The 14336-nt window shown below is 66.9% G+C and carries 12 protein-coding genes; 10 read left to right on the top strand and 2 right to left on the bottom strand.

Features of this window, described 5'->3' with window-relative positions; translation table 11 throughout:
• The first annotated feature begins 20 nt into the window (after positions 1–20).
• The 9 genes from CXR42_RS13860 to CXR42_RS13820 all read left to right on the top strand — a co-directional run bounded on the left by CXR42_RS13860 (position 21) and on the right by CXR42_RS13820 (position 9207).
• Complete coding sequence (locus CXR42_RS13860; RefSeq protein WP_103258138.1) at positions 21–1169, top strand: AI-2E family transporter; 1149 nt, start codon at positions 21–23, stop codon at positions 1167–1169.
• Positions 1166–1828 (top strand): P-loop NTPase family protein, encoded by a 663-nt coding sequence (locus CXR42_RS13855; RefSeq protein WP_103258137.1) that lies wholly within the window; start codon positions 1166–1168, stop codon positions 1826–1828. Before CXR42_RS13860 ends, CXR42_RS13855 begins: the two co-directional genes overlap by 4 nt.
• 187 nt (positions 1829–2015) lie before the next feature.
• Entirely contained in the window at positions 2016–4220 is a 2205-nt protein-coding gene (locus CXR42_RS13850; RefSeq protein WP_103258136.1) for an RNA degradosome polyphosphate kinase, read from the top strand.
• Positions 4221–4363: 143 nt separating this feature from the next.
• Positions 4364–5914 carry a Ppx/GppA family phosphatase gene (locus tag CXR42_RS13845; protein ID WP_103258135.1) on the top strand — a complete coding sequence of 517 codons (1551 nt, stop codon included), beginning with the start codon at positions 4364–4366 and terminating at the stop codon, positions 5912–5914.
• Positions 5914–6519, top strand: coding sequence for a VOC family protein (locus tag CXR42_RS13840; RefSeq protein ID WP_103258134.1), 606 nt, complete (start codon positions 5914–5916; stop codon positions 6517–6519). Before CXR42_RS13845 ends, CXR42_RS13840 begins: the two co-directional genes overlap by 1 nt.
• Complete coding sequence (locus CXR42_RS13835) at positions 6516–6998, top strand: GNAT family N-acetyltransferase (RefSeq protein ID WP_103258133.1); 483 nt, start codon at positions 6516–6518, stop codon at positions 6996–6998. The genes CXR42_RS13840 and CXR42_RS13835 overlap by 4 nt, the downstream gene beginning before the upstream one ends.
• A 31-nt stretch (positions 6999–7029) precedes the next feature.
• Positions 7030–7743 (top strand): molecular chaperone DjiA, encoded by a 714-nt coding sequence (locus CXR42_RS13830; RefSeq protein WP_103258132.1) that lies wholly within the window; start codon positions 7030–7032, stop codon positions 7741–7743.
• The gene (locus CXR42_RS13825; RefSeq protein ID WP_103258131.1) at positions 7740–8786 is read left to right on the top strand and encodes an endonuclease/exonuclease/phosphatase family protein; all 1047 of its coding nucleotides are present in this window, start codon (positions 7740–7742) and stop codon (positions 8784–8786) included. The genes CXR42_RS13830 and CXR42_RS13825 overlap by 4 nt, the downstream gene beginning before the upstream one ends.
• Position 8787: 1 nt before the next feature.
• Positions 8788–9207, top strand: a complete 420-nt coding sequence (locus CXR42_RS13820; RefSeq protein ID WP_245875446.1) for an AAA+ family ATPase — start codon at positions 8788–8790, stop codon at positions 9205–9207.
• Between the two features lie 319 nt (positions 9208–9526).
• Here the strand turns inward: CXR42_RS13820 and scpA are convergent, their stop codons facing one another.
• Positions 9527–11656 (bottom strand): methylmalonyl-CoA mutase, encoded by a 2130-nt coding sequence (gene scpA / locus CXR42_RS13815; protein ID WP_103258129.1) that lies wholly within the window; start codon positions 11654–11656, stop codon positions 9527–9529.
• Between the two features lie 64 nt (positions 11657–11720).
• Between scpA and CXR42_RS13810 the strand changes: the two genes are divergently transcribed.
• Entirely contained in the window at positions 11721–12203 is a 483-nt protein-coding gene (locus CXR42_RS13810) for a DUF4174 domain-containing protein (RefSeq protein WP_103258128.1), read from the top strand.
• Positions 12204–12265: 62 nt separating this feature from the next.
• Here CXR42_RS13810 and CXR42_RS13805 read toward each other — a convergent pair whose 3' ends face one another.
• A complete protein-coding gene (locus tag CXR42_RS13805; protein ID WP_103258127.1) occupies positions 12266–14269 on the bottom strand; it encodes an acetyl-CoA carboxylase biotin carboxylase subunit in 2004 nt (667 codons plus the stop codon).
• Positions 14270–14336 lie beyond the last annotated feature (67 nt).

The following is a 14336-nucleotide window of genomic DNA, read 5'->3' as shown; positions in this document are numbered from 1 at the left end:
CTTTCCAAGGGGAAGCCCACATGGCCCTGCCGATCAAAGACCAGCTGCGTTACTGGGGCATCGCCGCGGTGCTTTTCCTGGTGCTGTTCTGGTTCCTGGGCAACGTCCTGCTGCCCTTCCTTGTGGGCGGCGCCCTTGCCTATTTCCTCGACCCCGTCGCCGACCGGCTGGAGCGGGCGGGTATGAGTCGCGTCGCCGCCACCACGCTGATCTCGCTGGTCGCGCTGATCCTGGTGGTCCTTCTGGTCCTCGCGGTGATCCCGACCCTGGTCAGCCAGCTGACCGCCCTGATCAATTCCGCCCCCGACATCGCCAAGCGGCTGCAAGGCTTCCTCTTGGAGCGGTTCCCGGAACTGGCGGACAGCACCTCGACCATCCGCCAGACCCTGGCCGAAATCGGGACCGCGATCCAGGCGCGCGGCGCGCAGCTGGCGCAGGGTGTCCTCAACTCTGCCTTGGGGGTGATCTCGGTCGTCGTGTTTATCGTCGTCGTGCCGGTGGTGGCCTTCTACATGCTGCTGGACTGGGACGAGATGCTGGACCGCATCGACGCCATGCTGCCGCGCGACCATGCCCCCACGATCCGCCGCCTCGCGCGCGAGGTGGACGCCGTGCTGGCCGGCTTCGTGCGCGGCCAGGTCTCGGTCTGCCTGGCGCTGGGCACCTTCTACGCGGTCGCACTGATGGCGGCGGGGCTGCAATTCGGCCTGGTGGTGGGCGCGATTGCCGGGGCGATCACCTTCATCCCCTACGTCGGCTCGATCATCGGCGGCACGCTGGCGGTGGGCCTGGCGCTGGTCCAGTTCTGGGGCGACTGGGTGCAGATCGGCATCATCGCCGCGATCTTCGCCGTGGGCCAGTTCATCGAGGGCAACATCCTGACCCCGAAACTGGTGGGCAAGTCGGTCGGCCTGCACCCGGTCTGGCTGTTGTTCGCGCTGTCCGCCTTCGGCTCGGTCTTCGGCTTCGTCGGCATGCTGATCGCCGTGCCGGTCGCGGCCGCCATCGGTGTGCTGACCCGCTTCGCGGTCGAACAGTACCGCTCCAGTCTGCTTTATCGCGGCGCCGAGGCGCGGGTGCTTCTGCCCGAGGATGGCACGACCCCGCCCCCCGCCCCTTCCTCCCGGCGCAGCCGCAAGGCGGCGGGCAAGGCGGACCCGGCCCCGTGATCCGGCAACTGGCGTTCGACCTGCCCAGCGCCGAGGCGATGACGCGGGCGGATTTCTTCGTCGCCCCCTCGAACGCGCTGGCGCTGCAGACGGTCGAGGATTGGCAGAACTGGCCAGGGCGCAAGCTGCTTCTGGTCGGGCCGGAAGGGTCGGGCAAGACCCACCTCACCCGCGTCTGGGCCACGCTGTCCGGCGCGCAGGTCATCCCGGCCTCGGCCTTGCACGGCCTGGACCCCGCCACGCTGACCGGCACGCCCGTCGCGGTCGAGGATGCCGACCACCTGGACGATGCCGAGGCGCAGCTGTTTCACCTCCACAACCTGGTCACCGCGACGTCCAGCCTGCTCTTGACTGCCCAGCGCCCGCCACGCGACTGGGGCTTGCGGCTGCCCGACCTGATCAGCCGGCTGCAGGCGGCCCCCATTGCCCGGCTGGAAGCGCCCGACGATGCGCTGCTCTCGGCCGTGCTGGTCAAGCTGTTCGCCGACCGTCAAGTCGCGGTCCCCGCGAACCTGATCCCCTACCTGGTCAGCCGGATGCCCCGCTCCATCGGCGCCGCACGGGCGCTGGTCGCGGCCCTCGATGCCGCCGCATTGGCGCAGGGCCGCCCGATCACCCGCGCGCTTGCCGGCGACGTGCTGGACGCCCACGGCCCCTAGCCCCACCTGCAAACTCGTCGATGACTTCGTCACTCCTCGTCACCCCGACGAGGAGACGAAGTCGAACGAGGAGGCCCCCCGCACCCCCAGATGTCTGAAACCCCGGACGGCAAGGGCGCTGGACAGCCCGCAGGCGTGGTGAAACACTGTCATGGTTCTGTCACGATCCTTGGCGCATAAGCCCCCCATGACCCAGGCCGATTTCCTTCGCTCGCCCTTCCCCGCCCCGGTGGAACTGTCCTTCGCCGAAACCGCCGGCCCGGGCCGCTTTTTCAACCGCGAACTCAGTTGGCTGGCCTTCAACTGGCGCGTCCTGGAAGAGGCGGCGAACCCCGCCGTGCCGCTTCTGGAACGGCTGCGCTTTCTGTCGATCAGCGCCACCAACCTGGACGAATTCTACACCGTCCGCGTCGCGGGCCTGCGCGCCCTGGTGCGCAACGGCAACGCCACCCTGTCCGAGGACGGCCGCAGCCCGGCCGAACAGCTGCACCTGATCAACGCCGACGCCCGGCGCCTTATGCAGACCCAGCAGACCACCTTCAACCGCCTGCGCAAAGAGATGGAGGGTCAGGGCATCACCCTGGTCCAGCGCAGCAAACTGACCGCCCGCGACCTGAAGCACCTGGAAGCCCACTTCCTGAACAACGTCTTTCCGGTCCTGTCGCCCCTTGCCATCGACCCGGCGCACCCCTTCCCCTTCATCCCCAACACCGGCTTTTCGCTGGCGCTGGAACTGGAACGCGCCACCGACCGCCGCCCCCTGAAAGCCCTGCTCCCGATCCCGCAGCAAATCGCCCGCTTCATCCCCCTGCCAGGGAAAGAGGGCGAGCATCGCTTCCTGCCGCTGGAAGAATTGCTGCTTCTGCACCTCAACATGCTTTTCCCCGGCTATGCCGACCGCGGCCATTGCACCTTCCGCGTTTTGCGCGACAGCGACCTTGAGGTCGAGGACGAGGCCGAGGATCTGGTCCGCGAATTCGAGACCGCCCTGAAACGCCGCCGCCGCGGCGAGGTGATCCGCCTGAAGCTCTCCGCCGGCGCGCCCGAGGATCTGCGCGCCCTCATCATGGAAGAACTCGCCGTCACCGAGGACGAGGTGGTGGAGGTGAAAGGCCTGCTCGGCGTCGCCGACCTGAAGGAACTGATCCTGCCCAGCCGGCAAGACCTGATGTGGCCGCCCTTCACCCCCCGCGTGCCGGAACGGGTGCAGGACCACGAAGGCGACATGTTCGCGGCGATCCGGCAAAAGGACATGCTGCTGCATCACCCGTACGAGACGTTCGACATGGTGATCCGCTTCCTGCAACAGGCGGCGACCGACCCGAACGTCCTGGCGATCAAGCAGACGCTCTACCGCACCTCCTGGGACAGCCCCATCGTCGGCGCCCTGTGCGAAGCGGCCGAGGCCGGGAAATCCGTCACCGCGCTGGTAGAACTGAAAGCCCGCTTCGACGAGGCCGCCAACATCCGCCAGTCGCGCCGGCTGGAACGGTCGGGCGCGCATGTCGTCTATGGCTTCGTCAACTACAAGACCCACGCCAAGATCAGCACCGTGGTGCGACGCGAGGGCGACCATCTGGTCACCTATACCCATTACGGCACCGGCAACTATCACCCGATCACCGCGCGGATCTATACCGACCTGTCGTTCTTCACCTGCGATGCGGCACTGGGGCGCGATGCGACCAAGGTGTTCAACTACCTCTCCGGCTATGTCCAGCCCGAGGGGTTGGAGAACCTGGCAATCTCGCCCATCACCCTGAAACCCCGCCTTCTGGAACTTATCGCCGCCGAGGCGGAACACGCCCGCGCCGGGCGCCCGGCCGAGATCTGGGCCAAGATGAACTCGATCATCGAACCCGACGTGATCGACGCGCTTTATGCCGCCAGCCAGGCGGGCGTGAAGATCAGCCTCATCGTTCGCGGCATCTGCGGCCTGCGCCCCGGCGTGAAGGGCCTGTCGGAAAACATCCGCGTCAAGTCCATCGTCGGGCGGTTCCTGGAACATTCCCGCATCGTCTGCTTCGGCAATGGCCACGGCCTGCCCGGCAAGAAGGCGCGGGTGTTCTTCTCGTCGGCCGACTGGATGGGCCGCAACCTGACCCGCCGCGTCGAAACCCTGGTCGAGGCGCTGAACCCGACCGTGAAGAACCAGATCCTCAGCCAGATCATGGCGGCCAACCTTGCGGACGAGGCGCAAAGCTGGTCGCTGGCCCCCGATGGCTCGTATCACCGCGACCTTGGGCCCGAGGGTGCCAAGCTGTTCAACTGCCACCAGTTCTTCATGGAAAACCCCTCGCTCTCGGGCCGGGGCACGGCGGGGGCCAAGGATGCGCCCCGTTTGGTCATGCCGCGCGACGATGATACGCTGGGCGCAACGGCGGCGCGCTGAACCGGGCCAAATTCCTTTGCAGGAATTTGCAAAAGTTTTCGAAAACTTTTGCCCCGCCCGGTGACTGCCAACGGCCCGCCAAGTGGTTGACCCCGTGCGGGGCGACCGGCACGATAAGCGCCCAAGACCTGGGGGATTCTGACATGGCTGACGGCAACGCGCCCTTGACCGAGGACGACGATGACGGCCCCTTTGGCAAACCCCTGTTCGATGACCCGTCCGCCCGCGCCCTCAGCCGCGTCGGCGTCGTGGACGTCGGCTCGAACTCGGTCCGCATGGTGGTCTTTGACGGCGCGGCGCGCAGCCCGGCCTATTTCTACAACGAAAAGATCATGTGCGGTCTGGGCAAGGGCCTGGCCGAAACCGGCCGGCTGAACCCGCAGGGCCGCGTCCGCGCCCTGGCCGCGCTGCGCCGCTTTGCGATGCTGGCCGAAGGGATGCAGATCAACCCGCTGACCGTCGTCGCCACCGCCGCCACGCGCGAGGCCGCCGATGGCCCCGACTTCCAGGCCGAGGTGACGCGTGAGACCGGCCTGAAGCTGCATGTCGTCGATGGCGACGAAGAGGCGCGGCTTTCGGCCCAAGGCGTCCTGCTGGGCTGGCCGGACGCCAAGGGCATCGTTTGCGACATCGGCGGCAACTCGATGGAACTGGCGCGGATCAGCGACGGCCGCGTCGGCAAGCGCGTCTCGACCCCGCTTGGCCCCTTCCGCCTGCAACAGGTCTCGACCGACCCGCAGAAACGCCGCGCCCATATCGCCAAGACTTTGAAACAGGCGCAATCGGTGATGAAATCCACCGGCGAGCGGATCTACCTCGTCGGCGGCAGCTGGCGGGTGATCGCGCGGCTGGACATGGAGCGGCGGAACTATCCCCTGACCGTCCTGCACGAATACCGCATGACCCCCAAGGGCCTGGCCGACACGCTGGATTGGCTGGCGGTGGCCGACCTTGCCGTCCTGCGCGGCCGCACCGGCACCAGCGCCGAACGGATGGAGCTGGTCCCCCTCGCCTGCGAGGTTCTGCAAGAGCTTCTCGCCCTTTTCAAACCCTCCGAGATCGACGTCTCGGCCTATGGCATCCGCGAGGGGCTGCTTTACGAACACATGCCGGAAAAACTGCGCGCCCGCGATCCCCTGATCGAGGCCGCCCGGATGGCCGAGATGGTGCAGGCCCGCATCCCCGGTTTCGGCAAGAAACTGTACGACTTCCTGCTGCCCCTTTTCCCCGAGGCGTCGAAGGACCGGCTACGACTGATCAAGGCCGCCTGCCTTCTGCACGACACGACCTGGCGCGCCCACCCAGATTTCCGGGCCGAGGCCTGTTTCGACAATGCCACCCGCGCCAACCTGGGCGGGCTGGACCATCCCGGCCGGGTGTTCCTGGGCCTGGCACTCCTGCACCGCTACAAGAACAGCCGCTCCGGGTCGCGGCTGGAGCCGATGTTCCGCCTGCTGGACGACGACCAGATCCAGGCGGCCGAGGTTCTGGGCAAGGCCATGCGCTTCGGCGCGATGTTTTCGATCGGCGACCCGGCCAAGGCGGGCGTCCTGCGCTGGCAGCCGAAGAAGCGTGTGCTGGAACTGGCGCTGACCCCGGCGGGCGAGGCCCTGTTCGGCGAGGTGGCGCAGGCCCGGTTCCACTCGCTCGCCGTGGCGATGAAGGCGACGACCAGCGTCGCGCGGCCGGGCTGATGCTGCGGCTTGACCATCTGGCGATCTCGGCCGAACGGCTGGCAGACGGCGTGGCGGTGATCGAACGGCTGCTGGGCGTGCCCATGGCCGGCGGGGGCCAGCATCCCGCCATGGGCACGCACAACCGGCTACTGTCGCTGGGCGACCTGTATCTCGAGGTCATCGCGGTGGACCCCGACGCCACCCCGCCCGGCCGCCCGCGCTGGTTCGACCTTGACCGCTTCTCCGGCCCGCCGCGCCTGACCACCTGGATCGTGGCAACCGACGACATCGACACCGCCTTGACCGCAGGCCCGCCCGGATGGGGCGCACCGATGCAACTGGCGCGCGGCGACTACCGCTGGCAGATGGCCGTGCCGGGCGACGGCCGCCTGCCCTTTGACGGCACCTGCCCCGCGCTGATCCGCTGGCAGGGCGCCCTGCACCCCGCCCCCGCCCTTCCCGACCACGGGCTGCGGCTCCACCGCCTGACCGTCAGCCACCCCCAGGCCCCCGCGCTGCAAGCCGCCCTTGCGCTGGACGACCCCCGCGTCACCTTCACCCCCGGACCCCCGGACCTTCGGGCCGTGATCGACACCCCCAAAGGCCCCGTCCCCCTGCCATGATCCGCCGCGCCACCCCCGCCGACGCCGCCGCCATCGCCGCGCTCTGGAACCCCTGGATTCGCGACACGCCGATCACCTTCAACGCCGCCGAAAAATCCGCCGACGAAGTCGGCCGCATGATCACCGACCGTGACGCGCAGGGCCATGCCACCTTCCTGGCGGAAGGCCCCGACCTTCTGGGTTTTGCCACCTACGCCCAGTTTCGCGGCGGGGTCGGCTATGCCACCTGCATGGAACACTCTGTCATCCTTGCGCCCCAGGCCCGCGGTCGCGGTGCCGGCCGCGCGCTGATGGCCGCGGTCGAGGACCACGCCCGCGCCGCCGGGGCGCACCAGATGATCGCCGGCGTCTCGGCCGAAAACCCCGACGGCATCGCTTTCCACGCCCGTCTCGCCTATGCCGAAATCGCCCGGATCAAGGACGCCGGCTGCAAGTTCGGCCGCTTCATCGACCTTGTGCTGATGCAGAAATTCCTCTGACAACCGCCGCGCCCGCGGTTATTGTCAGCCCATGTCGATTTGGACCCGCATCGCCGATGCCCTCTCTGCGCTTGCCAAGGGCGAGCCGCTGTCGGTCGTTTTCGACCGCCTCCTTGGCCAAAACGCGCCCGAGCAATCAGTCGGCTTCACCATCGCCGTCCTTGCCCTTGGCGCCAAAATGGCCAAGGCCGATGGCACCGTCACCCGCGATGAGGTGACAGCCTTCCGCCGCATCTTCACCTTCCCCGAAGGCGAGGAACAGCACGCCGCCCATGTCTTCAACCTGGCCCGCCAGGACATCGCCGGCTTCGACGCCTATGCCCGCAAGATTGCCCGCCTGTTCAACCCCGACGGCCACCGGATCTGCGCCGACGACCACCACGTCCTGGTCGATATCCTTGAGGCGCTGTTTCAGATCGCCGTCGCCGATGGCTCTTATCACGAGGGCGAGGATGCCTTCCTCGCCCATGTGGCCGAGGAATTCGGCCTGGACGACGCCTGCTTCCGCATCGTCCGCTCGCGCCTTGTCGAAGGTGCCCCGCGCGACCCCTATGACGTTCTCGGCCTGCCGCGGGGCGCCAGCAAGGACCAGGCCCGCAAGGCCTGGAAGGACCTGGTCCGCGACACTCACCCCGACGTGATGCAGGCCCGTGGCGTCCCGCCCGAGGCGATGAAGCTGGCCACCCGCCGCCTGCAACTGATCAACGAAGCCTGGCGCGAGATTTCCGCGAAAGAGGCCGCATGACCCGCCTGCGCCTGGCCACCTACAACGTCGAATGGTTCAACAACCTTTTCGACGATCATGGCCGGCTGTTGGACGATCACGGCCCCTCGGCCCGCTACCAGGTCACCCGGGGCGAACAGCTTGCCGCGCTGGGGATCGTGTTCACCGCGCTGGATGCTGACGGCATCCTCATCATCGAAGCCCCAGACACCAACGGCAAACGCTCGACCGTCAAGGCGCTGGAGCGCTTCGCCGCCACCGTGGGTTTGCGCGCGCGCAAGGCGCTGATCGGTTTTCCTTCGGAAACCGAACAGGAAATCGCCTTCCTTTACGATCCGGACCGCCTGACCGTCCGCCATGACCCGAAAGGCGCCGCCACCACCAGCCACGGCTCGACCGAGGCGCCGCGCTTTGACACCATCTTCCGCTACGACCTGGACGCCGACAACATCAGCGAGACGGTCCGCTTTTCCAAACCCCCGCTGGAACTGGCCATCACCACGGCCCAGGGCAGCGAACTGCGCGTCATCGGCGTCCATGCCAAGTCGAAGAACCCCTACGGCGCCGTCGGGCGTGAAGCGCAGATCCGCCTCTCGATCGAGAACCGCCGCAAGCAGCTGGCGCAATGCCTCTGGCTGCGGGAACGGGTCGAGGGTCACTTGCAGGCAGGCGAAAGCCTGATCGTCCTGGGCGATTTCAACGATGGTCCCGGCATCGACGAATTCGAAAAGCTCTTCGGCCATTCCGGGGTGGAGATCGTGCTTGGCACCGCCCCCGACCCCGCGCTGCACCTGACCGACCCGCATGCCGCCATGGCGCTGCAAAGCCGCGTGGGCCTGGCCCCGACGACGGCCCGCTTCTACCTCGCCCCGCAGAAGCGGTTCTTCGAGGCGCTGCTGGATTTCGTCATGGTCTCGCCCGACCTTGCCGCCCGCAACCCGGACTGGCGCATCTGGCATCCGTTCAACGATCCCGCCGTCACCGCCGTCCCCGAACTGCGCGAGGCGCTGTTGCAGGCGTCGGACCACTTCCCCGTCACCGTCGACCTGCCCGAGGGGGTTTGAAATGCCGCCTGCCGCTTCCCATATCTGGCCAATGAAACTCGCCCTCGCCCTGATCCTCGCCGCTGCCCCCGCGCTTGCGCAAGAGACGGCCCCCACGCCCACCCCAGCCCCCGGGGCCGAGGAGGACGGATTCAGCCTGATGGAAGAAGGCGCCAAGCTTCTGTTCCGCGGCCTGATGTCCGAGATGCAGCCCGCTATCGACGAGATGGGCCAGGCGATGGAGGAGATGGGCCCCGCCCTGGAAGGCCTCGGCGAAGAGATCGGTCCGAAGATCCGCCAGCTCATCGCGATGATCGACGATTTCAAGAACTACGACGCGCCGGTGATGCTGCCCAACGGCGACATCCTGATCCGCCGTAACGCGCCCCTTGTGCCGCAGGCCGAGCCCACACCCGGCCCGAACGGCGAAATCGAACTCTGACAGACGCCTCCTCGTTCGACTTCGTCTCCTCGTCGGAAACTTCGCGTCCACCGCTGCGCGAATGCGCACCCACGCCCCTCTCCGCGAGGAGTGACGAAGTCATCGACGAGCAGCCCCAAGGGTCGAAGTCAACGACAAGCAATCCCAAGTGGCCGGGGCCAAAGTTCGATCCGGCGTGCCCCCTTGGTCCTGACCCAAGCCCGCGAGGAGTGACGAAGTCATCGACGAGCCACGGTGGCAAAGGGTTAGCGCGCGGTAAATTCCCGCCGCCAACCCCTTGATTTCCCAGCCCCGCTCCGACCTGACCCGCGTTGACCGCCTACCCCCGCGCCGCGCGGATCAGGTCCAGGATCTCCTTCGCGGCGGCCGGGATGTTGGTCCCCGGCCCGAAGATCGCCTTCACCCCGGCCCCCTTCAGGAAGTCATAATCCTGCTGCGGAATGACCCCGCCGCAGATCACCAGGATATCCCCCGCCCCGCGCTCTTTCAGAACCTCGATCAGCTTCGGGGCCAGCGTCTTGTGCCCCGCCGCCTGGCTGGAAATCCCGATCACATGCACATCGTTGTCGATCGCATCCTGCGCGGCCTCTTCCGGCGTCTGGAACAACGGCCCCACATCCACGTCGAATCCGATGTCGGCGAAAGCCGTCGCGATCACCTTCGCGCCCCGATCGTGGCCGTCCTGCCCCATCTTCACGACCAGCATCCGCGGCCGCCGCCCCTCGGCCTCGGCGAAGGCTTCCACATCCTTCTGGATCTGCTGGAAGCCCGCGTCACCCTCATAAGCCGCACCATAGACCCCTGCGAGGGTCTTCACCTCGGCCCGATGCCGCCCGAACACCTTTTCCATGGCCAATGAGATCTCCCCGACCGAGGCCCGTGCCCGGGCTGCTTCCACCGCCGCGTCCAGAAGGTTGCCCCCCTCAGCGGCCCGCCGTGCGACCTCGGCCAGCGCCGCCTGGCACCGCGCCTCGTCGCGGGACCCGCGCACCGCCGCCAGCCGCGCGACCTGGGCCTCGCGGACCGCGACGTTGTCGATGTCCAGGATGTCGATCGGGTCTTCCTTGGCCTTGCGGTACTTGTTGACCCCGACGATCACCTCTTCGCCCCGGTCGATCATCGCCTGCCGCTTGGCTGCCGACTCCTCGATCCGCAGCTTCGGCATGCCGGTGGCCACCGCCTTGGTCATGCCGCCCATCGCCTCGACTTCCTCGATCAGCTTCCAGGCCTCTTCGGCCAGCTGGTTGGTCAGGCTTTCAACGTAATAGGACCCGGCCAGGGGATCGACGACATGGGTGATCCCCGTCTCCTCCTGCAAGACCAGCTGCGTATTCCGGGCAATCCGCGCCGCGAATTCGGTCGGCAGGGCAATCGCCTCGTCCAGCGCGTTCGTATGCAGCGACTGCGTCCCGCCCAGCACCGCCGCCATCGCCTCGTACGCCGTGCGGATCACGTTGTTGTAGGGGTCCTGCTCCTGCAAGGACACGCCCGAGGTCTGGCAATGCGTCCGCAGCATCAGGCTGGAGGTTTTCTTCGCCCCGAACCCGTCCATGATCCGGTGCCACAGCAGCCGCGCGGCGCGCAGCTTGGCGACCTCCATGAAGAAGTTCATGCCGATGGCAAAGAAGAATGACAGCCGCCCGGCGAAATCGTCCACATCCATCCCGCGCGCTACGGCGGTTTTCACATATTCCTTGCCGTCGGCCAGGGTGAAGGCCAGCTCCTGCACCAGGTTCGCGCCGGCCTCTTGCATGTGGTAGCCGCTGATCGAGATGCTGTTGAACTTGGGCATCTCGGCGCTGGTGTATTCGATGATGTCGGCCACGATGCGCATCGAAGGTTCGGGCGGATAGATATAGGTGTTCCGCACCATGAATTCCTTCAGGATGTCGTTCTGGATCGTCCCCGAAAGGGCCGAGCGCGGCACCCCCTGCTCTTCACCCGCCACGATGAAACTGGCCAGGATCGGGATGACCGCGCCGTTCATCGTCATGGAAACGCTGATCTTTTCCAACGGGATGCCGTCGAACAGGATCTTCATGTCCTCGACACTGTCGATCGCCACGCCGGCCTTGCCCACATCGCCCACCACGCGGGGATGGTCGCTGTCATAGCCCCGGTGCGTCGCCAGGTCGAAGGCGACCGAGACGCCCTGCTGCCCCGCCGCCAGCGCCTTGCGGTAAAAGGCGTTCGACGCCTCGGCGGTGGAGAAGCCGGCATATTGCCGGATCGTCCAGGGCCGCCCGGCATACATCGTTGCCCGCACGCCGCGGGTAAACGGCGCCACGCCCGGCAATTCGCCCATCTGCGGCAGGCCCTGCACATCGGCCGCCGTGTACAGCGGCTTGACCGTGATGCCTTCCAGGGTCTGCCAGTTCAGGCTTTCGGGGTCCGCCCCTTTCAGCTCTTTCGCCGCCAGCGCCGCCCAGGCCTTCAGATCATTCGTCATGTCACACCTCAAAGCCTTTGGTTTTCGCCCGATCGCCCCTATATCCGGGACAAAGAGAGGCCCCATGAGACCCCTGCACATTGCTGTATTTGCTGCCCTTCTGCCGCTGACCGCTTTGGCGCAGGAGGCAGCCGCCCCAGATGCCCCGCCGCCCGAGGCCCCGCCGCAGGAGGTCGCGGCCTTCGGTCCGCTTCCGGCGGCAGAAGTCGTCTTTGCCGACCAGCTTTACGTCAAGCGGCCGCTGGTCGTCTTTGCGGATTCGCCCAACGACCCGAACTACCTTCGCCAGATGGAGCTTCTGTCCCGCGAGTACCCCGACCTGGACGAGCGCGACGTCATCCTGGTCACCGACACCGACCCCGAGGGCCGCAGCGAATGGCGCCAGAAGCTGCGCCCGCGCGGCTTTTCGCTGGTGATCATGGACAAGGACCTGCGCCCGGTGGTCCGCAAGCCGAACCCCTGGACGGTGCGGGAGATCACCCACGCCATCGACAAGCTGCCCCTGCGCCGGCAGGAAATGCTGGAGCAGAACCCCGCCGGCCGCTAGCGCAACGCCGATTTCCGTACGGAAATCGTCACGGAATTCGTACGAATTCCGGTCCCGGTCCATCATTCGAACTCCAGGATCACGTCGTCGACCTTCAGGCTTGCGCCCGCGCTGGCCTTCACGGCCTTGACCACGCCCTTCCGCTCGGCCTTGAGGATGTTTTCCATCTTCATCGCCTCGACCGTGGCCAGGGCCTGGCCTTCCTGCACCTCGTCGCCGACGCCGACATTGATCTTCACCACCAGCCCCGGCATCGGGCAGAGCAGGTATTTCGACGTATCCGGCGGGGCCTTTTCCAGCATCAGCCCGGCCAGGTCGTGCTGGCGCGGCGTGCGGACATGGACCTTCAGGTCCGCCCCGCGCAGCCGCATCCGGAAGCCCATCGGGATCTTCGCGACCTTGATCACCACCGGCTCGTCACCCACCATCAGCCGCGCAAGCTGCTGGCCGGGCGTCCAGTCGCTGGTCACCCGCAGCGCGGTGCCGTCGTCGAAGGCCACGGTCGACCCCTCGGGATCGGCCGCCACCTTGACTGCAAAGCTGACACCCTGGGCCGAGACGACCCAGTCGTCGCCCACCCGCCGCGTGTGGTTGTCCATCGTGCCGGAAATCCGCGTCCGCCTGATTTCCGCCACCCGGTTCATCGCCGCCGCTGCTGCTGCCACCCGGCGCAGGGTGGCTGCGTCCAGCGTCGCCCCCTGGAAGCCCTCGGGATATTCCTCGGCGATGAAGGCTGTGGTGATGTTGCCGGACTGAAAGCGCGGATGGTCCATGACAGCGCCGACGAAGGGCAGGTTGTGGCCGATGCCCTCGACCTCGAACGTGTCCAGCGCCAGCCGCATCTCTTCGATGGCATCAGCGCGGGTCGGGCCCCAGGTGCACAGCTTGGCGATCATCGGGTCGTAGAACATGCTGATCTCGCCGCCCTCATAGACGCCGGTATCGTTGCGCACGATGCCGCCGCGGTCGGTCTTGCCTTCGACCGGCGGCCGGTAGCGCGTCAGACGGCCGATCGAGGGCAGGAAGTTCCGGTAGGGGTCCTCGGCATAAAGCCGGCTTTCCATGGCCCAGCCGTGGATCTTCAGGTCCTCTTGCCGGAAGGGCAGCGGCTCGCCCGCCGCGACGCGGATCATCTGCTCCACCAGATCGACGCCGGTGATCAGCTCCGTCACCGGATGTTCCACCTGCAGACGGGTGTTCATTTCCAGGAAGTAGAAGTTGCGGTTGCCGTCGACGATGAACTCCACCGTCCCGGCGCTGGTATAGCCCACGGCCTTGGCCAGGGCGCAGGCCTGTTCGCCCATCGCCTTGCGCGTCGCCTCGTCCAGGAAGGGGCTGGGGGCCTCCTCGATGACCTTCTGGTTCCGCCGCTGGATCGAACATTCACGCTCATGCAGGTAGACGCAATTGCCGTGCTTGTCGGCAAGCACCTGGATCTCGATATGGCGCGGCTGGGTCACGAACTTCTCGATGAAGATCCGGTCGTCGCCGAAGCTGGCCGCCGCCTCGTTCTTCGACGACTGGAAACCCTCGCGCGCCTCCGCGTCGTTCCAGGCGATCCGCATGCCCTTGCCACCACCGCCGGCGCTGGCCTTGATCATCACCGGATAGCCGATCTGGCCGCTGATCTTCACCGCCTCATCCGCATCGGCGATCAGGCCCATATAGCCCGGAACCGTGGAAACCCCCGCCTCCTGCGCGATCTTCTTCGAGGTGATCTTGTCGCCCATCGCCTCGATCGCGGGGCTGGGGGGGCCGACGAACACCACGCCCGCAGCTTCCAGCGCGGCGGCGAAGTTCATGTTTTCGCTCAGGAAACCATAGCCCGGATGCACGGCCTCGGCGCCGGTCTGGCGGATCGCGTCCATGATCTTGTCGATCACGATATAGGACTGCGCGGCCGGGGGCGGTCCGATATGCACCGCCTCATCCGCCATGCGGACGTGCAGCGCATTGCGGTCGGCGTCGGAATAGACCGCCACCGTCTTGATCCCCATCTTGCGCGCGGTCTTGATCACGCGGCAGGCGATCTCGCCCCGGTTGGCGATCAGGATCTTCTTGAACATCGGCTCCCCCTTCAGACGCGAAAATGCAAAAGAACCACCCGGGCGGTCAGCCCGGATGGTCCCGTGA

It is taken from the genome of Tabrizicola aquatica (genome assembly GCF_002900975.1).
GTDB classification, from domain to species: Bacteria; Pseudomonadota; Alphaproteobacteria; order Rhodobacterales; family Rhodobacteraceae; genus Tabrizicola; species Tabrizicola aquatica.
Note: the sequence above shows the minus strand (reverse complement) of the source record. Positions and strands in the feature narration are given on the sequence as shown.